Here is an 18961-nt window from a genome sequence, read left to right as displayed (position 1 = left end):
GGCTTTATATAACACCCATACTGTTTGACAGATGGGTGTTTTTTTTAGCGTTCAATATACAAATTTAAACGTGGTATTAATAGTTCAACTGTTTTTGCTTTGGGGCGATTACGGATTGCAATGTTATTGGCATGGTAATCGGGAAGTTTACCGACTTTAATTTCTGCCACCGTTTTTTCAAGCGCAAAAACAAATAAAGGCGTTGCACAAGCAAACTGGGTTTGTTTCTGTTGTTTTTTATCCCACACACGAGCGATTGGCTGAACTTTGACTGGCCGTTGAGTTTTTAAAACCGCATTGTAAGGTAGGGAGTCAATTAAGCGAATTTCATTTTCCAATTGTAAGCGCCAGTGCTCTTTTGGTAAATGAAGAGGGCAGCGGCCACTTTCTAAACTTGCTTGCAAGCTGTCTAGCATTGCTTCTTTTGTGACTTTATTGATAACTTTTTTATTCGCCCAGCCAAAATTTATCGTATCGACATCAATCAATGAGGTGAGGGTTCGGTAGGTATTCAATGTAAGCAGACCATGTAAACTATCACGGATAAATTCGAATCGATGAGGTTCGTTAACTTGCGTAACAATCTCTTTTATTCGAATTTTTAATGCATTGACCTTTAAAATTAAGGAATTAAAGTCACGATAAGTTTGCACATTAGTTTGTATACATATAACACCCGGTAAACGGATAGCGGCTTTGTTGCTGACCTCATCAGGTTTGTTTTGTAAAAACAATAAATTAACTAACTTTACTGTTTCACGTATCGCATCATGACCAACTAATGTTTGTACTGAGATTTGTTCTATCTCATTATTCTCTTCACCTTTAATTACTGAAGGTAACTGGAAGACATGAGCTGTAAATGGAACTTGTTTTGATTGTTCCAATAACAACAGGCTAAATTGGTTTATTTGTGATTCCAATTCATTGAACGTATTAATTAAATCTTGTTTTTTCATAATTTAGTTACAACATTCAAGAGGGTGATAAACAATAAATAACATAAACTCTCGTGTTTATCTATAAGAAAATCAGAGTCAAAAAGGGCAAGTGGGGGTATTTTAACACTTGCCCCTTTCTTATATAAGCTTTCCTTTGACGTTAATTTATTTCTGCATCAATAACTTGATAAAACGCATTTTGCGTATCATCTATCGTCCAAATGGCTAAAATGACATGGTAACCTTTTTGATTTTTTGGCAATACACACTTGTGCTCAACAGTCTCTTCTGGAAATTCTACACGCTCAAATTTACAAAATGGCGTTAGTGTAAATTGATTACGAGATAGCAAGGCGTTTGGCTGCCAGTCTGGCTTAGTTATGAAATATTCCCATTTTGTCGTTTTATGTTTTGCCGTGATGCGCCATTTAAACCTAACATCAGGTGAATTTAAGATAACCCGTTGCCATCGATTCGCAGTTTGTATGTCTAAGGGAGAAAAAGCAGCAATACCGGCGCTAGCAATTTTTCCATCAACTGGGCCATATTGAGGAAAACCTTTTTGGCCTTCAATAGATTGCGGTTCATATTGCACAGCTCCGCAGTGGGTATTTACCCCTTGCTTGCAGTAATATGAACGACTTTCAGGGGATTCGACATAGCCATGGGACCAAACAAAAGAACTACAGCATAGAAGTAATGGGGCAATTAAAAATGGTTTTATAGAGAATGGTTTCATTGGGTTTCCTCGTAATTAATAGACTTTTTTATCATCTACTAATCACGAGAAGGTATGGTAGTTTAACCTTTATTAGTTCCTAATCTACTGGTTATAACAAATTGATTTCAAACGGTAAGCAATGACTATGCCGATAAATAATATTCCAGCAATAAATAGCGCAACGCCATTCCAGCCAAAGTGTTGCCAAAATAAGCCACCAACCGTACCTGCAATACTTGACCCAGCGTAATAACTAAATAAATACAGAGAAGACGCTTGTCCACGTGCTCGTTTAGCTCTGCGTCCCACCCAGCTACTCGCTACAGAGTGCGCTGCAAAAAAGCCCGTTGTTAGTATTGTCATTCCTAGCAGCACTAACCAAACATTTGAATATAGTGTGATTAAAATACCAACTAACATCATAGTAATAGACGCTATGAGCACTCGTCCAAGTCCATACTTGTGAATTAAACTTCCCGTTTTAGTCGCACTGTAAGTCCCTGTTAAATAAATAACGGATAACAAGCCAACAGTAGACTGAGAAAAAGAGTAAGGCGCTTCAAGTAAACGATATCCAATGTAGTTGTACATTGTGACAAAACCACCCATCAAAACAAAGCCTTCAATAAATAGAAAAGGTAAGCCTTTGTCTCTAAAGTGTAGATGCAAATTAACCCATAGATTCTTAGGTTTTAAAGAACTCGCACGGAAATGCTGAGAAGGGGGCAATAAGCGCCAAAAACCAATAGCCGCGATCAAAGCTAACGAACCTAAAATCACAACGGCAACACGCCATGAATAAAAATCAGCAATCACTCCCGTCACCAAACGGCCGCTCATTCCACCCAATGAATTACCACTAATATATAACCCCATAGATAACGCAACATAACTTGGATGGATCTCTTCACTCAAATAAGTCATAGCGACAGCAGCAACGCCACTTAGCGATAAACCGACTAATGCCCTCGCAATTAAGATCCCTTGCCAACTCTGCATGACTGAACTGAGCAGAGTAAATAGTGCAGCACAAGCCAATGCAATAACCATCACATTTTTGCGACCTATTGCATCTGAAATTGGCCCGGTAATCAGTAAACCTAATGCCATCAAGCCAGTACTCAGTGATAATGATAAGCTTGCAGTTGCAGGGGAAATATTAAAATCCTCTGACAGCATAGGTAATATTGGCTGAACAAAATATAGCAAAGCGAATGTGGCAAAGCCCACCGTAAAAAAAGATAAGGTTACACGTAAGTACAGCGCATCATCTCTTTGTATATAATGTTTTTTGGGTGTGGTATTTCCCTGCAAGGGTGTTCTTATTCCTTCATTAGGCCGCTCAGATGTGAGGCTATTTTGTGAGTGTTCCATGTTTATTCCTTGTCATACCAACACGTTTGATTTCGATCAAAGAATAGAAACTTTCTAGTTTTTTGTCTAATATATTAATTATTAATAATAATACTTTAAACATATTAATGGGTATTAACCAAAAGATGAGTATAGAACTTAGACATCTTCGATACTTTATTGCTGTCGCTGAAGAGCTTCATTTTGGCAAGGCAGCTGAACGTCTGCATATTTCACAGCCCCCTTTAAGCCAGCAAATACAAATGCTTGAAGAGAAAGTTAATGCAAAATTGTTAGAAAGGAATAATCGAAACGTTGCGTTAACGCCTGCGGGGGCAATGTTCTTAAAAGAGGCATATCAAATTTTAGCTCAAGTCGATGCGGCTGCGACAAAAGCAGCTCGCATGGAAAAAGGCGAACTTGGGGAGTTATCTATTGGATTTACGTCAACTACGCCATTTATGCACAAAGTTACCATGAGTTTACGGCAGTATCGGGAAGCTTACCCTGAAGTTTCTATTCATATGCATCAGATGAATACCAAACAACAGATAGCGCCATTAATTACGGGGCGAATTGATATTGGTATTATGAGAAATACGGTGTTACCAGAACAATTGGATTACCAACTATTATTTAAAGAACCATTTATGGTTGCCGTCTATGAAGGCCATCCATTATTAGAATTTATTGATGTTGGTGTTGATATTCAACAACTTGCTGATTATCCATTCATTTTCTTTGAACGTGATGTTGGTACCGCACTATATGATGAAATAAATCAATTGTTAACATCTGCGGGAGTGGTACCCACCATTTCTCAAGAAGCGGGGGAAGCCATGACCATTTTAGGATTAGTTTCCGCGGGAATGGGAATTTCTGTGATTACAGAATCATTCACACGAATGAAAATTGATGGTGTAAAATACTTAAAACTCACTAATATTAATGCTTCATCTGAAGTTTGGTTAGTCTACAATACTCGTAGAACGTTACCTGCCGTAGCCAAAAAATTAACAAATCTTTTGATGGCCAACATTGTTGGCAACCAAGAGTGAGCTAGTTCACATTTTCAATGTAAACGAAATCATTCATACACAGATTAAGGCATAATAACTCATTGCTTTATAAAGGAATTGAATTATTACCATGGTGAATCAAACTGGTCACATTGACCAAATCAAACAGTTAAATACGGGTATTGTATATCGTATCATTGATCAACATGGTCCAATTTCGCGTATTGCCTTGTCAAAACAGGCTCAGCTTGCGCCTGCCAGTATCACTAAAATTACACGTGAACTTATGGATGCTCACTTAATCAAAGAGTTAGAGTTTCCAGTGCTTGGTTTACGTGGGCGTCCAGCTGTAGGGCTGGTAATTGAAAGTGAAGGGTGGCAATTTCTAGCGATCCGTATTGAAGGCCAGAAACTGATTATTTCCTTGAAAGAAATTAACGCAGTTACCTTGGCTCAAACAGAATATCCATTCACACCGTTAGGCAATAGTGAATTCATGGATTCGCTTACTGAATTAATCAGTCAATTTTTTGCTAGCAATCAAAAAATATTAGAAAGAGTCACTGCAATTAGCATTCTTATTGATGGTATATTAGATCCTCATACAGGTGTTATTTATCAGCATCCATCTTTTAAAATCCACCAACTGGCCATAGCGGAATCTCTTACCAAGCAAACCGGTTTACCAGTTTATTTACACCCTCCTGTGGATGCTTTAGCGTTAATGGATCATTTCTCTCATCAAGAGAAAAGAAAAGAAAAAAATATTATTTACTTACAGCTACAAGATGTTGTTAATGTCATGGTGCTAAGCCATGGAACAACATTAGATACAAATACCCATCGGCCTATTTTGTTCGGCCATACCCAATGTGAACCTTGTAACCATAACTTTTGCTATTGTGGTAGCGATGGTTGCTTGGAAACCCAAACTTCTATTCCTGCAATATTACACCTAGCTGAAAGTTTGCTAATAAACTACCCTGATTCGCATTTACATCAGAAAAATATCTCAATTGATAACATTTGCTCTGGAGCAATATCAAACGATAGCCTTTGTGTTTATCTTATTAATCAGGTTGCTCAACGGTTGGCAAAACCATTAGGATTGATGGTGAATTTATTGGGGAGCGAGCTAATTTTGGTAAACTCCCCATTGAATCAAGATTCTGAGTTATTTTTAGAATGTTTACATAATCATATAAACAAACATACGATCCCTCTATATTCATCTAATTTAATAATAGAAAAATCCATATTTACCGTTAAGGATAGTGAAACGTCATTAATACAGAGAGCGTTATATGATGGTTCTCTACTACTACAACTATTACAAGGCTAAAACAATTCGATAATATTTATACTATCGTACACAAAATTGAGCTAACGCAAACTTCTCACTTACCCATTCCAATAAACTGAATCCATATCATTTTTGCAGCTTATTGCTGTATAAGTCTGTCACTTCAGGATAGAAAAAGACCATGATCAATCTATTTGTTACCGGGACAGATACAGATGTCGGGAAGACAGTATCGACGCTTGCCATCCTGCAAGCACTAAATAGCCAAGGAATTAAAGCCGTGGGCTATAAACCTATTGCGGATCAATGCATTGATACCCCTGAAGGAATCAGAAATAAAGATGCATTGCTAATCCACAGTGTTTCTCAAGACCTTGTTTCCTATGATGAAGTTAATCCTGTGCGTATCACAGATAATTACAGTCATGAAAATAGCATTGATTTTAATAAAATAAAGCATGGGTTAGACCATTTACATCATCAATGCGATATGGTTGTTATCGAAGGTAATGGGGGATGGCGCTATCTACTTGATGATAATACTTTTTATGCGGACTGGTTAAAAGATCAGCCGGTCGGTGTTATCTTAGTCGTCGGTATTCAACATGGCTGTGTTAATCATGCATTATTAACCGCTGATGCAATTCGAGCCGATGGGTTACCATTAATAGGTTGGATGGCAAACCGTATCAACCCAGGGTTGGCACACTACGCCCAAATAATTGACCGGTTGCAACATCATATTAAGGCTCCATTAATTGGAGAAATTCCATATTTATTGCGCCCTGAAGAAAAAGAGTTAGGGCATTACCTCAATACAGATAAACTGCAAGAACTTATCGCTATTCCTAACTAATTACTTAATAAGCAATAAAAGAAAAAGGGCGCCATCATCAAATAGCGCCCTTGATTCTATCTAAATTGTAACCTAGTGACGAGTATAAATGATTTTATAAGAATCATTTTGGCAGTGCCCGACAACTTGGCCTTTAGACGAGTCAACTTCATCATTAGGCACTGCAACCAAACTAAAGTTATCAGCAGGAACGCCATTATTGATAATCTTTTGTTTAATTTCCTCAATCACACTTTCACATGAAGCTTGGGCAAAAACTGGCACTAGCACCAGTGCAAATAAGGGTAACAACAATTTCTTTTTCATCTTCTCTCCTTGATCAACAGCTCCATAAGACAACCTATTATAAGGTTATGGATTATTAATTGGACGGCCATTACTTACATCAAGGCAACGTTTAGTGCTCGGTTCCCAGTAAGCATTTAGATTGAGGCTTTTTTCGCATTTATCTTTTGCATCAAAAGCCTGATCTACTTTATCAAACTCTTTTTCGGTACGAGTATTAACCTTTTTGCGCAACATACGGGTATCATCCCATTGTTCCTTTTCTTGACGCGCTTGCTCTTTATTAAGAGAGTCATCGCCTTTGCCCACAGAAACGCAAGTACTGCCTGCAGTGCATGATGTCGTGGATTGTGCCGCAGAAGACGATGTAGCCCAAAGTAAAGGGAGACATAAACAAATCGCAGTTAAGCCAGTTTTCAACATTTTGTGTGAACTCATGTAAATTCCTTACTAAACAGGACAGATAACCTGAGTATAGCTAAAAAAGTGTCAGTGCGTCTGTATAGAATAGTACTAAAAATTAAATCTGTTTATGTACTGTTAAACCTGCAAAAGTTTGGCAAACAGGCATCAATTCTAATGTATTTACATTCATATGTGCAGGTAATGTGGCAACCCAGTATACCGTTTCCGCGATATCTTCAGGGGTTAGAGCGTCAGCGCCTTGATAAGTACTAGCCGCTTTATCATCATCTCCTTTAAAGCGAATATTTGAAAATTCTGTTCCACCGACTAGGCCTGGTTCAATATCAGTCACTCGGATTTTTTTCCCCTGTAAATCAGCACGTAAACCAAGTGAAAACTGTTTAACAAAAGCCTTGGTTGCACCGTAAACATTGCCACCTTTGTAAGGCCAGCTCGCCGCCGTAGAGCCAATATTAATAATATGACCGTGATTGTTGGCAACCATGCCTTGCAATACTTCGTAGGTCATATTGACTAAACCTTTGGTATTCGTATTAATCATAACGTCCCAATCATCAGGATTGGCGTCAAATGCAGGTTCTAAACCTAATGCTAAACCTGCATTATTTACTAAAACATCGATTTTTTTGAGATGTGCAGGTAAATTTGCAATCGAATCATGGATTGCTTTTCTATCTTGGATATCTAAAGTTAACGGATAAAATTTATCACCTAACTCTTTATGGAGGGCTTCTAAACGCTCTGTTCTACGTCCTGTACCAATAACAGTGTAATTATGTTTGATAAATCGACGGGCAATTGATTCACCAAAACCAGAAGAAGCACCCGTTACTAAAATAATCATTGAAAACCTCATAGTTGTTATTGTCGTGTTAGCGTGATTTCATTTTAACGCTATCTATTGGGAACCACAAATTTAGAGCCTAAACAAGCCAACACGATTACCAGCCAAAACACTGGATTTCTTTATTTCACACTTTGATTCGCATAATGCATATTATGTTAAATAGAATATAGTGACTCAATAATGCCATAACATGGCTTACTCCAAGTACACATCTTCATCCCTATCGGTCCGATAGCCTATTTTAAAAATTGAATAACTTAATCTTCACAAATGTATCCTTGGCATCTAAAACCTTTCCATCTTTACTTACTGGTAATATCAATCCAATTTCTGAATGCGTCTCCTTATCTACTAATATGGAACGTGGCTTATTAGACTCAAAAATAGATAAAAGCGGCTAACAAAATTGTTGCCGCTTGGTCATATAAAAATCTTTATTTAGGATGTTGTTCAGGATCGTGATAAACCTTAAGCCAAGCAAATACCCAAATAACGCCTAGGGCTCCACAAATAATAAATGCCGCTTCCCAGCCCCATTTAGCAATAATCCACACCACTAATGGCATTGCAAAAGCAGTACCAAATTTTGAGCCACTATCAAATAATGCAGTGATCCTACCGCGTTCCCTATCCGGGAACCATTTTGCTGCAATACCACTATTACACGGATAGGCTCCAGCCTCTCCCATTCCTATTAAAATACGCGTTGAAATAAAGCTTAACGGGGTTTTAGCTAATGCTGTTGCTGCGGTAGCTAGCGACCACCATAATACAGACCCTGCCAATGTCCTTCTTTGTCCATATTTGTCTGCAATAAAACCAGCAGGAATTTGGCAAAGAGCATAACTAAGAAAAAAGGCAGACATAATCCACCCCATCATCTCTGGGGATATTTGTAACTCTGCTGAGATCGTTGGTGCTGCTGCTGACATCACCGTTCTATCTAGATAATTAATAACAATTGCGAGTGTCATTAAAATTGCTATCGAAAATCTGACTTTTGTACCTTTATTTTTATATTTCATAGTAACCAGACCTTTATATAAATGGATGCCAGAAAGAGGCTTCTTTCTGGCTAATAACTTTAGTTACTTAAATAAACGTTCAGGATTTATCGTGAATTTAGCGAGCTTCTCGATATCCAACTCAATACCCAGACCTGGTGTATTTGGTATTGTAAGGTAACCTTGTTCGTCAACCTTGAAAGGCGTTTTAACGATGCCATCAATATATTGGCTACCACCAATAAATTCGACATAATCCACTTGTGGGAAAGCGGCTGCCATTTGTAAGTCAGCAGCAAGCCCCATTGCCGTATTCCAGCCATGGCCGACATATTTCACGCCAAACTCATCCGCTAGCCATGCGATTCGGCGTTGCTCAGAAATTCCACCGACTTTAGTCACATCCGGCTGAACAATATCAAATGCTCCTTGCGATAACCATGGCAAGAAAGCTTGACGGCGAGTTAACACTTCACCTCCTGCAATGGCTACAGGGCTCTCTTTACGCAGCACTTTGAAGTCTTCAATATCATCAGGTCGTAAAGCTTCTTCAAACTAACCTACCTGATATTCAGCTAACATGTGTGAGGTTTGGATTGCCCATTTTAAGCCATTCGGCCAATATGCATCGCTCGCTCCTGCATCAACAAATAGTTGGGAATCTTGCCCTGCTGCATCCCTTGCAGCTTCAACAATTGCGCGGTCTAATTGTTGGTCATTACAGCGGCCAAAAGGTCCCCAACCAATTTTGAATGCTTTAAATCCTAATGACTTATATTCTAGGATCACCTTGTGCATAACATCTGGCTTTTCCATCAGCAACGAACAATAAGGTTGAACTTTTGACCGGTAGTTCCCTCCTAATAGAGTGCTTACTGGTAGCCCTGTTGCTTTACCTAGAATATCCCACAGTGCAATGTCGATCCCACTAATTGTGTGTGTTAGTGTACCTCCACGTCCCATCCAAAAAGTATTTTGTCTTAACTTTTCAGATACTCGCTCCGGCTGCAATGCACTTTCACCAAGACACAAAGACGCTAATACTGGGATAGCAGCTTCAACCAAACGACCATCAGTAAATACACTGCCATAGCCTGTAATACCCGCATCAGTATGAACTGCAATGATGGCATGAATAGGATCTTCTGGCTTTATTTCATTTGACCAGCCCCCCTTAGGGCTTTCTCCAAATAGTGGAACGGCAACAATCTCAGTAATTTTTATCTCTTCCAATCGTTTATCCATCATTTTTTCCTTCACTCTTTCTTTCAATAACAGCTTATTAATTGGGTACATTAAACTAGATTGTAAGATTGTATACAATATTCAATTGCTTTAATTGTGATCTAAATCGAGTTTGTTCGATATAGCTTCTGACTGCCATTCTTATGTTTTTGTGGTCTATGATTTGATGATGTGGTAGTTTTATTAGAGCAAATTTTGAATAACTAAAATCATTACTACTTGATTAATAAAAATTTTATAGGCATTCACGATGACTGATAGTAAAAAAAATCTTTTTTTAGATAAAACGGCAAAAGACGATTACTGGCAGCCTATTAAAGCAAGAACACTGACTGACGATGTAGTTGACAGGTTGGTTGAAGCTGCCACTCGTGGTTATATTTTGCCCGGTGATCGTATTGTTGAAAAAGAAATAGCTGAAAAAATGAACGTAAGCCGCGTTCCAGTTAGAGAAGCTCTCCGCGTTCTCGAAAGTCAAGGTATTGTTATCAACGAGCCTTTTAAAGGCATTCGCATGGCACCCGTTTCTGAAGCACGTCTTGATGAGCTTATAGAGGTAAGAGTTCTATTAGAGTTACATGCCGTCAGGCGATTTATTTCTCAGGAAAAACATTTAGATACGCAATGTATTACTGAATTAACAGAATGCATTAATCAAATGACCAAAGCGGCAACACTCGAAGATAGCTATCTTTTTTCTTTAAGCGATGTCCATTTTCATCGTACATTATGTGAACTAAGCGGTAATAAGACATTAACGTCTTTATGGGAAAATGTGGCAAAACAACTCACTATTATTATTGGAATATCAACATTCACTAAGCCAATGGAAGAAATTATCCAAGAACACCATGTGCTATTAGACAAAATTCGTACGGGTGATTTACCTCTATTAGAGAAAGAAATTAAAGAACATATCCGTAATCAGAATAAAAAAGTTAATTTCAATCTAGCCGTCAATAAAAAAAGAGAACAATAGAGCCACCAGCAATAACAGTCGACGACTTTTTTAAGGTCGTTTCATAATTTTGATTGAGCGAGTTTTTTGGCTATATCCTAGCGTATTGTGCGAACCGCCCATCTCTGTATGGTATTTGCCAGTATAATTATCGCCTTCGTAAAAACGGACAATCCAGCCGTCAGGGATAGTATAAGAGGCTATTTTATCTGAGAAATGGTGACGGGAAAGATACGGAATATCGTCAAATACTTCAATATAATCGCCCTTTTGCCACGATTTAGCGTAAACAATTAGGCTTTCTTCAATATATTGATCACCAAACGATAATTTACTGGTGCTGCATTTCGCATCTTGAGCTTTACAGAAAATACTGCCTTGCCCTTGCCCTAATTCACAGCGTCGAGAGGTTTTGTGTCGCGCTGTTTGCTCAGACATTGCAGCTTCTGCATAGAAGTTAGAAAAAGGAGATAAAGCGCAAACATGCACAACAACAGAATCATTACGGGATGGTTTCCCATGATAATTAGATTTTGCGACAGTAAAACTACTGAATAACAATAATAATAACGCAATCTTTTTCATTTTTGAGGTCTTTTAATGATTTGAATGGCGTAAAATTACAATTACTTAATGCAAATCACTAGCGGAACACTCTGATTAAAAATTAGCGATACCCTCTTTTATGATTTTGAGAAGACCAACTGTAACTTGCATCGCTGGGAACTAACTTATCTTTTTTCTTTTCTGCGCGTAATTTTTTCGCTTGCTTTTCGACTTCTTGAGATATTTCGGTAATGATTTGTTTCCTTACTTTGCTCTGCTCGGAATTTGTTAATTCACGGCCAAGTTTTTTCCTTTCTTGAGCAAGCCTTGTACGCACTTGGATTTTTTGAGTTTCGGTCATTTCTTGAATCGTTAACATCTTCATTGTATTACCCCTTACTCATATTAAAATACCTAACAACAATATATCATTATTAGGCAATAAAACACTAACCATTGTTTTAAGCCTAACATTAATGCCAAGCAATAGGATTAAGAGTATAGTAATCTCATTGCAACTTTAAAGAATCTCGCTGTTATTATGGAATTAACCTCGTCTTCGCAAAATATTTGCCAAATCTTAACTACTGACACACCACTCATCGATGTCAGAGCTCCTATCGAATTTCAACAAGGGTCGATGCCTAATGCAATTAACCTTCCGTTGATGAATGATGATGAACGTGCTGCCGTTGGTACATGCTATAAACAACAAGGTTCTACTAAAGCCGTTGAGTTAGGCCACCAACTTGTCAGTGGTGATATTAAAATTGCGCGGATCACAGCGTGGAAAGAAGCCTGCCAACAAAATACCCATGGTTATATTTGCTGTGCGCGTGGTGGAATGCGCTCCCATATCGTGCAATCGTGGCTAAAAGAGGTGGGAATTGAATACCCTCTTATTAACGGTGGTTATAAAGCATTGCGACAAACTGCAATTGATGCCGTCAATGAGCTGGTTCAGCGGCCTATCGTTTTAGTGGGCGGCTGTACCGGTAATGGTAAAACCACTTTAGTCCATCAACTCGCGAACGGAATTGATTTAGAAGGTCTCGCACATCACCGAGGTTCTTCTTTTGGCCGTACATTACAACAACAACACTCCCAAGCCACGTTTGAAAATTACTTAGCGGTCCCTTTATTGAAGAAAGCCCAATACTGTCAACATTGGGTACTGGAAGATGAGGGACGTGCCATTGGTGCAAATAGCCTACCTCTTGAACTACGCACACAAATGGAAAAAGCGCCAATCGCTATTATTGAAGACCCCTTTGAGCTACGTCTTGAGCGTTTAAAATATGAATATTTTGATCGTATGACGCAAGATTTTTTAGCAACTTTTGGTTTTGAGCGAGGCTGGCAGGAATATAGTGACTATCTGCACCATGGCCTATTAGCCATTCGCAAACGTTTAGGCTCACAGCGGACAATCGAATTAACCCATTTACTTGATCTTGCTTTAGCAGACCAAAAAACAACCGGTGATACCCAAACACATTTTTCGTGGTTAATTCCATTGTTGAATGAATACTATGACCCAATGTATTGCTATCAATTAAGTAAAAAGCAGCATCGCATCATTTTCCATGGTAATTATAAAGAAGTTGAACATTGGCTAACTGATCAACAATGATGCATTTTCTTTCACCACAAATAGCCTCATCGTATGGAGTCTGAGGCTATTTTATATCGTAATGGCTTGAACATGATCATAAAACCTAGAATGGTGATTTTTTTACTACCAGCTCGCTAACCCCTTGGTAAATCAACCTTGTAGCCAATCCTCCAAGAATTAGCCCGACGCCTTTGCCGACAACTTTATGAACGCGTGAATAAGTTCTACGCACAGAGGTTAAAGAGAATGTTTGGCATAAAATTATCCGCCAAATTAGTGATGCAACAACAATTCCCATCCAAATAACTAACTTAGTCCATAATGGTGTTGATGGGGAAATAGTCGTTGAAAAAATACTCATAAAAAATAAAACGGTTTGTGGGTTTGATAAATCAGAAATCAAACCCCGCCTAAAGTAGACACCTGATGGAAAACTTTCCATGGTATTTTCGGTGGACAGATTGAGTTGTGTTTTGTTATTGAAAACACTCACTGCGTAATAAAGTAAATATAAACCACCCAGAATCTTAATGAGTGAGAATAATGAGCCGAATTCCGCCATTAATGTGACCAAACCAAATAAACCGAGACCTGAATAAATGGCATTGCCTAATACCACGCCATAGCCACAGGTTAACCCCGCTTTTTTACCTGAGCTTAATGTGGTTTGCACCACAATAAACAAATTTGCCCCAGGATTAAAAAAGGTCAGTATAAATAAGAATAGCGTGATGATAATGCTGTGTAATGGATCCATTATTTTTCTTCAAAAATTTAAGGTTAACCATTATAGTCACGGCATAGAGAGTAATTCTGTTTTACTATGCACATTTTCTGAGCTTAAATCAGAAAATGTGCTGGCTTATGATGACGCTAATGATTTTTTACGTTGCAACAACCATTTATCTAATTCATTAGCAAATTGCTGCCTGTCTTTCTGGTTTAAACTTGCAGGCCCACCCGTTTGGATGCCACTGGCTCTCATGGTATCCATAAAATCACGAATATTAAGGCGCTCACGAATGGTAGCTTCGCTATAGCGTTCTCCTCGAGGGTTTAATGCATTCGCGCCCTTTTCTATAACCTCTGCGGCTAATGGAATATCTGCTGTGATCACTAAATCATCTTTTTGGGCTCGCAACACAATTTCATTATCAGCCACATCAAACCCTGCAGGTACCTGTAAAGTTTTTAAAAAAGGTGAAGGAGGTACCGTTAAACGCTGGTTTGCAACAAATGTTATTTGCACTTTTTCTCTATCTGCCGCGCGGTATAAAACCTCTTTAATTACTTTTGGACATGCATCCGCATCTACCCAAATTATCATTATGATTTCCCAAATAGTGATTATATATAATGAGATATGATACCAGACAACAAAATCACAGGCTTAATAAAATACATTTTACAATTTCATCACCATTTCATGCCACGTCATTCCACCATGATCGGATTCTGACGGTTTAACATATTGGTAGCCAAAGTGCTTATACAGGTCAATATGGCGTTCTTTGCACATAAGATGAATTGTTTCTTTACTCTTCTCCTTCATGGAGTTAATAAATGTTTTCATCAGTAAAGACGAATAACCTTTACCTTGATATTTGGGATGCACGACCACTGACATAATAACGACATTCGGTGCTTTTGGGTCATGTCCAATGAGTTCTTTAAATTCCTCATCAGACATCACAACATCCCATGCACAACCCGCATTAATAAAACCAACTACTTCTCCAGCTAATTCCATACATAAAAAACCGTCTGGATATTGTTGGATACGCGTGGCTATTTTTTCTCTTGTCGCCGCTTCATCCCCTTCATAGGATTCGACTTCAATCGCATAACAGGAGTCAACATCACCGAGTGTGGCCGCTCGAAATACTGGAGAGTGCATTAGGTTACCTCATTAAATTATTTTTTATGATTTTATCACTACATGGTTTATTTTTTCGTTGTTTTTAATGGCCATTTTCGCATTCAACTGCTACTTTTTGTTGGGTTTTATCGCGTAAGTAACTCAACCATGTTGAAATTAAAACTAAAACACCGCCAGAGATAGCAACGGCATAACCTGCGTAAGGACCGTAGGTATCCACCATTTTACCCGTTAACATTGCACCAATTGCAACACCGATATTTAACCCAGCAAGTAACCAGGTCATTCCTTCTGTTAATTTATTTTGCGGAACAATTTTCTCAACTAATGTCATTGCAATGATCATCGTCGGTGCAAAGAACAACCCTGAAATAAACACCACCACAGATAATGAATAAACCCCTACGACCCACCACATTGGTACAATAGAAAGAAACGTCATTAAGCCGCTGAGGAAGAGTAAGCGTGGCAAAGGTGTGTTAAAGGTTAACCCTCCAAATACGATCCCCATTGCACATGAACCGACTGCATAGGCCGATAACACTAAACTAGCCATCGCCGGTTGCTGTTGTAATTGAGCCAAAGTGACACTCAAGATATCCACACTGCCAACAATCACACCTAAAGCAATCATCAACACAATCAATAACTGCAATCCAACCATTGAAATAATTGATTTATTCGGCATTACAAGATGATCAGATACAACTACTTTAGGTTCAGTGCTGCGTTGTGAAATAAACAATGCCATCCCCACAGCGAGTAGAATCGCTGCAACCAGTAAACCCGCTTGAGGAAATAAAGCAACACTGATCCCGACAGATAACGGTGGGCCAACAATAAAAGTCGCATCATCAAATACGGTTTCTAATGAATACGCTGTTTGTAATACGGGCTGATCTTTATACTGTGCTGTCCACCTTGCCCTTACCATGGCAGACATACTTGGCATTGCTCCCGTTAACAGTGCCCCGATAAATAAGCCGATATCGGGTAATGATAACCACGTAGTGATGATGATAATAAAAACACCGAGTACACTGACAGCAGTTACCACCGGCAAGACGCGAAATTGACCAAATTTATCCACTAAGCGGGAGACTTGTGGAGATAGCAACGCATAAGTTAATACAAAAGTTGCAGAAACAAGCCCTGCCAAGGTATAGCTCCCTTTCAATTGTGCTAACAGGGTAATGATCCCGATCCCCATCATTGGTAACGCTAAACGTGCCAATAACCCTGCTATCACAAAGTGCTGGTTTTCTTTTGCCTGAAATAACTGCTGATAGCGACCTATCATATGAACTCCAAAATGAAATTTAATTATACATACGATACGTATGTATAATTATGATATAATCATACACATTGAATGTAAATAATTATACGCCATGTATGTAAGAGGTTTTTAATGGCAAGAAGAACACAAGCGCAAATGGCGGAAACACGTGCAAATTTGCTAACTACAGCACGAGAGCACTTTAGCCGACTCGGCTATGCAGAAACTTCAATGGATGAAATTGCAGCAAGCGTTAATCTCACACGCGGTGCCCTTTACCACCACTTTGGCGACAAACAAGGCTTATTTACTGCCGTTGTTGAGCAAATCGACTCACAAATGAACGCACGGTTACAAGGAATTACTCGCCATACTGAAGACTTATGGAACAGTTTCTGTCAACGCTGTCATGCTTACTTAGAAATGGCATTAGAGCCCGAATACCAACAAATTATTTTGCGTGACGCGAAAGCTGTATTAGGCAATTTTTTAGCTAAATCAAACTTACAGTGTACCGAACAGATTGAACGCTTACTTTATGAGCTTGCCAAAAAAGGCATTATTAAAGATATTGATACCCATGCATTGGCTTTTTTAATTAATGGCGGTCTCGCTGAAGCAGCATATTGGATTTCACAAAGTGATAGTCAACAGCGATTAAAGAAAAGTATCGCTGCCATCGATATCATGTTATCAGGGTTGTTACTCACAAAAGGCTAACTTTGCGTGGCCTTTCGCTGGCGCTGATATTTTATCAGTGCAAACAATATACTTGCTGTAAAAAAAACAGGAACTAGTAGTGTTAGTTCTAAATATACAAAGCGATTGAAACTAAATACATCCCCTTTCATGGCTAATTTATAGGCAAATGGTAAGGAAATACATCCTGAAACAATGGCAATCTTGAGTAATGCCATTAACTTTTTCGCATACTCTTGCTGCTGAATTGCAGATTGCCGACGGTAGTACTGCGTGTATTTTATCAACAAGTACAACGCTCCCAATAAAGAGCCAAGGTGTTGCAGTAATTTATAAATAGCAATTTCTTGGCTATCCGTCATGTTAAATACGACAAGCTGCAAAAACTCAGCGTGCCGAACAAAAGCCCCTGACTGATGAGTAAAAGCATCCCAGATAATATGGCTTGCCGCACCGATATAAAAGGAAAGCACGACAATACAAAATTGTCGAAATGAACCTACACTCCTGTTTTTCAAGGGAAATGGCACAGCATAGTGGAGATAAAAAACACTTTTTTGTACAAAAATAGTGATGAGTAAACATAATGGTAAGCCAGTATATAACCAGCCTATCAAGTCATGAGCCGTAGTGGCTGCCGAGTACCACATCATTGAATAAAATAGATCTGGGCTTAGGCTACCTAAAATTAAGGCAGGTAAGCTTAAAAAATGCCCAAATCGACTTTGTTTTATCGGAAAAACGACTGCAGGATGGGAAAAAGTCCAAGGCATGGTAAATTGCTCATTAACGTCATCAATAAGCCACTATCATGATAAATAAAACCCAATAAATATAGGCGAAATATCGGAAATATTTACTGGGATGATAATTACCTAAAGTAAAGCTTGGAAAGTCTGCTTTAATTTGTCTACATCTTGCTGAGTTGTTGACCACGAGGTACAAAAACGAATACACGTGGTTTCCGGTGTCGGCTTACAAATTAAGCTTAACTGATAGTGTGTTAATAATTTATTCGCCAGTGCATTTGGGAAAATAACGAAAACTTGGTTTGACTCTACGGGCGCAAGAAATTGGAATCCCTTTTCAGCAAAAAATGAAGCGAGTTGTGATGCCATCTCATTAAGATGACTTCCCAATTTAAAATACAAATCATCATTAAACAGTGGTTCGAACTGGGCGGCGAGCAGCCAACCTTTTGCTTGTAGCCCACCTTTTTGCTTAATACTAAAACGGAAATCTGATTGCAATGCAGGGTTTACAAGCACCAAAATCTCCCCAGTTAATGCACCTATTTTCGTTCCACCGATGTAAAAAATATCGGTCAACTTCGCGACATCTTCAATGGTTAAATCACTATATTTCGACATTAAACCAGAAGACAAGCGAGCACCATCCATAAATAACAGTAAGTTATGAGCGTCACAAACCTCGCGTAGCGCAACTAACTCTTGTTTACGGTAAACAGTGCCAATTTCGGTTGAATTACTGATATAAACAAGCTTAGGCTGGACAGTATGTTCATCATTATGTTCAGACAGCACCTTGATGATATGCTCTGGTGCGAGTTTGCCTGATGGTGAGTCAACAGTAATAACTTTATGTCCTGTCGCTTCAATTGCCCCCGTTTCATGAACGGCGATATGCCCACTATCTACGGTGATAACCGCTTGGTAAGGTCGTAAAACGTGGGAAATCGTTGTCAGATTAGTAATTGTACCGCCATTAAAGAAATGAATATCAGCACTAGGTTGGCTAATTCTTAATCTAATTTGAGCCGCGACCCTGCTACAAACCTCATCAGTGCCATAACCTTTGAAACGTTTCCCTGATAAATCATTTAAAGTCTGCATAACTGCAGGGTGAGCTATTTCATTATAATCATTTAAAAAGCTATACATTCACTTACCTACCAATACCTAGTTATATTAATTTATAACCATCATTTATAGGTGCATCTAATTTATTATTCAATGATATTTTTT

General features: G+C 38.6%; 22 protein-coding genes and 1 pseudogene. 6 read left to right on the top strand and 17 right to left on the bottom strand.

Annotated features, from left to right (window positions below; genetic code table 11):
- Nucleotides 1-44 precede the first annotated feature (44 nt).
- The 3 genes from tus to M1F25_RS11255 all read right to left on the bottom strand — a co-directional run bounded on the left by tus (nucleotide 45) and on the right by M1F25_RS11255 (nucleotide 3036).
- Nucleotides 45-959, bottom strand: a complete 915-nt coding sequence (tus, locus tag M1F25_RS11265) for a DNA replication terminus site-binding protein (RefSeq protein ID WP_181487888.1) — start codon at nucleotides 957-959, stop codon at nucleotides 45-47.
- Nucleotides 960-1101: 142 nt separating this feature from the next.
- Entirely contained in the window at nucleotides 1102-1680 is a 579-nt protein-coding gene (locus M1F25_RS11260; RefSeq protein ID WP_228677007.1) for a lytic polysaccharide monooxygenase, read from the bottom strand.
- Between the two features lie 84 nt (nucleotides 1681-1764).
- Nucleotides 1765-3036: an MFS transporter gene (locus tag M1F25_RS11255; RefSeq protein WP_004254299.1), complete on the bottom strand. Its 1272-nt coding sequence runs from the start codon at nucleotides 3034-3036 to the stop codon at nucleotides 1765-1767.
- Nucleotides 3037-3161: 125 nt separating this feature from the next.
- Here M1F25_RS11255 and M1F25_RS11250 point away from each other — a divergent pair, with 125 nt between their 5' ends.
- The 3 genes from M1F25_RS11250 to bioD all read left to right on the top strand — a co-directional run bounded on the left by M1F25_RS11250 (nucleotide 3162) and on the right by bioD (nucleotide 6193).
- The gene (locus M1F25_RS11250; protein ID WP_036957727.1) at nucleotides 3162-4073 is read left to right on the top strand and encodes a LysR family transcriptional regulator; all 912 of its coding nucleotides are present in this window, start codon (nucleotides 3162-3164) and stop codon (nucleotides 4071-4073) included.
- A gap of 91 nt (nucleotides 4074-4164) precedes the next feature.
- Entirely contained in the window at nucleotides 4165-5376 is a 1212-nt protein-coding gene (locus tag M1F25_RS11245) for an ROK family protein (protein ID WP_181487886.1), read from the top strand.
- 142 nt (nucleotides 5377-5518) lie between these two features.
- Complete coding sequence (bioD, locus tag M1F25_RS11240) at nucleotides 5519-6193, top strand: dethiobiotin synthase (RefSeq protein ID WP_004254308.1); 675 nt, start codon at nucleotides 5519-5521, stop codon at nucleotides 6191-6193.
- A gap of 72 nt (nucleotides 6194-6265) precedes the next feature.
- Here the strand turns inward: bioD and M1F25_RS11235 are convergent, their stop codons facing one another.
- From M1F25_RS11235 to M1F25_RS11210, 6 genes and pseudogenes are all read right to left on the bottom strand, one after another.
- Complete coding sequence (locus tag M1F25_RS11235; protein ID WP_036957728.1) at nucleotides 6266-6499, bottom strand: DUF1161 domain-containing protein; 234 nt, start codon at nucleotides 6497-6499, stop codon at nucleotides 6266-6268.
- A 45-nt stretch (nucleotides 6500-6544) separates the two neighbouring features.
- On the bottom strand, nucleotides 6545-6916 hold the full coding sequence (locus tag M1F25_RS11230) for a DUF1283 family protein (RefSeq protein ID WP_036957730.1): 372 nt from the start codon (nucleotides 6914-6916) through the stop codon (nucleotides 6545-6547).
- Between the two features lie 82 nt (nucleotides 6917-6998).
- Nucleotides 6999-7748 carry a bifunctional NADP-dependent 3-hydroxy acid dehydrogenase/3-hydroxypropionate dehydrogenase YdfG gene (ydfG, locus tag M1F25_RS11225; RefSeq protein ID WP_094960554.1) on the bottom strand — a complete coding sequence of 250 codons (750 nt, stop codon included), beginning with the start codon at nucleotides 7746-7748 and terminating at the stop codon, nucleotides 6999-7001.
- Nucleotides 7749-8185: 437 nt separating this feature from the next.
- A complete protein-coding gene (locus tag M1F25_RS11220; protein ID WP_232368674.1) occupies nucleotides 8186-8776 on the bottom strand; it encodes an MFS transporter in 591 nt (196 codons plus the stop codon).
- 63 nt (nucleotides 8777-8839) lie between these two features.
- Nucleotides 8840-9298 (bottom strand): annotated as a pseudogene (locus M1F25_RS11215) (mandelate racemase/muconate lactonizing enzyme family protein); the annotation flags it as partial.
- Between the two features lie 12 nt (nucleotides 9299-9310).
- Nucleotides 9311-10003 (bottom strand): hypothetical protein, encoded by a 693-nt coding sequence (locus M1F25_RS11210; protein ID WP_250690666.1) that lies wholly within the window; start codon nucleotides 10001-10003, stop codon nucleotides 9311-9313.
- A gap of 247 nt (nucleotides 10004-10250) precedes the next feature.
- Between M1F25_RS11210 and M1F25_RS11205 the strand changes: the two genes are divergently transcribed.
- A complete protein-coding gene (locus tag M1F25_RS11205) occupies nucleotides 10251-10979 on the top strand; it encodes a GntR family transcriptional regulator (RefSeq protein ID WP_164561009.1) in 729 nt (242 codons plus the stop codon).
- A gap of 30 nt (nucleotides 10980-11009) precedes the next feature.
- Here M1F25_RS11205 and M1F25_RS11200 read toward each other — a convergent pair whose 3' ends face one another.
- Entirely contained in the window at nucleotides 11010-11543 is a 534-nt protein-coding gene (locus M1F25_RS11200) for a beta/gamma crystallin-related protein (protein WP_094960555.1), read from the bottom strand.
- Nucleotides 11544-11625: 82 nt separating this feature from the next.
- Nucleotides 11626-11889, bottom strand: a complete 264-nt coding sequence (locus M1F25_RS11195) for a DUF3811 domain-containing protein (protein ID WP_102138563.1) — start codon at nucleotides 11887-11889, stop codon at nucleotides 11626-11628.
- A 156-nt stretch (nucleotides 11890-12045) separates the two neighbouring features.
- On the opposite strand from M1F25_RS11195, the gene mnmH reads away from it, so the two are divergent.
- The gene (mnmH, locus tag M1F25_RS11190) at nucleotides 12046-13137 is read left to right on the top strand and encodes a tRNA 2-selenouridine(34) synthase MnmH (protein ID WP_181487884.1); all 1092 of its coding nucleotides are present in this window, start codon (nucleotides 12046-12048) and stop codon (nucleotides 13135-13137) included.
- 85 nt (nucleotides 13138-13222) lie between these two features.
- Here the strand turns inward: mnmH and M1F25_RS11185 are convergent, their stop codons facing one another.
- The 4 genes from M1F25_RS11185 to M1F25_RS11170 form a co-directional block, all read right to left on the bottom strand.
- On the bottom strand, nucleotides 13223-13876 hold the full coding sequence (locus M1F25_RS11185) for a LysE family transporter (protein WP_094960558.1): 654 nt from the start codon (nucleotides 13874-13876) through the stop codon (nucleotides 13223-13225).
- Nucleotides 13877-13981: 105 nt separating this feature from the next.
- On the bottom strand, nucleotides 13982-14446 hold the full coding sequence (locus tag M1F25_RS11180) for a YaiI/YqxD family protein (protein WP_004254330.1): 465 nt from the start codon (nucleotides 14444-14446) through the stop codon (nucleotides 13982-13984).
- A 78-nt stretch (nucleotides 14447-14524) separates the two neighbouring features.
- The gene (locus M1F25_RS11175; RefSeq protein WP_164561011.1) at nucleotides 14525-15016 is read right to left on the bottom strand and encodes a GNAT family N-acetyltransferase; all 492 of its coding nucleotides are present in this window, start codon (nucleotides 15014-15016) and stop codon (nucleotides 14525-14527) included.
- Between the two features lie 64 nt (nucleotides 15017-15080).
- Nucleotides 15081-16298 (bottom strand): MFS transporter, encoded by a 1218-nt coding sequence (locus M1F25_RS11170; RefSeq protein WP_112307113.1) that lies wholly within the window; start codon nucleotides 16296-16298, stop codon nucleotides 15081-15083.
- A gap of 111 nt (nucleotides 16299-16409) precedes the next feature.
- On the opposite strand from M1F25_RS11170, the gene M1F25_RS11165 reads away from it, so the two are divergent.
- Nucleotides 16410-16997 carry a TetR/AcrR family transcriptional regulator gene (locus M1F25_RS11165; RefSeq protein WP_094960562.1) on the top strand — a complete coding sequence of 196 codons (588 nt, stop codon included), beginning with the start codon at nucleotides 16410-16412 and terminating at the stop codon, nucleotides 16995-16997.
- Here M1F25_RS11165 and M1F25_RS11160 read toward each other — a convergent pair.
- Nucleotides 16994-17749 carry a DUF4184 family protein gene (locus M1F25_RS11160; RefSeq protein ID WP_004254341.1) on the bottom strand — a complete coding sequence of 252 codons (756 nt, stop codon included), beginning with the start codon at nucleotides 17747-17749 and terminating at the stop codon, nucleotides 16994-16996. The two genes, M1F25_RS11165 and M1F25_RS11160, sit on opposite strands and share 4 nt — an antisense overlap.
- Nucleotides 17750-17851: 102 nt before the next feature.
- A complete protein-coding gene (locus M1F25_RS11155) occupies nucleotides 17852-18877 on the bottom strand; it encodes a threonine aldolase family protein (RefSeq protein ID WP_112307110.1) in 1026 nt (341 codons plus the stop codon).
- Between the last annotated feature and the right edge of the window lie 84 nt (nucleotides 18878-18961).

It is taken from the genome of Providencia sp. PROV109, assembly GCF_033681625.1.
GTDB classification, from domain to species: Bacteria; Pseudomonadota; Gammaproteobacteria; order Enterobacterales; family Enterobacteriaceae; genus Providencia; species Providencia hangzhouensis.
Note: the sequence above shows the minus strand (reverse complement) of the source record. Positions and strands in the feature narration are given on the sequence as shown.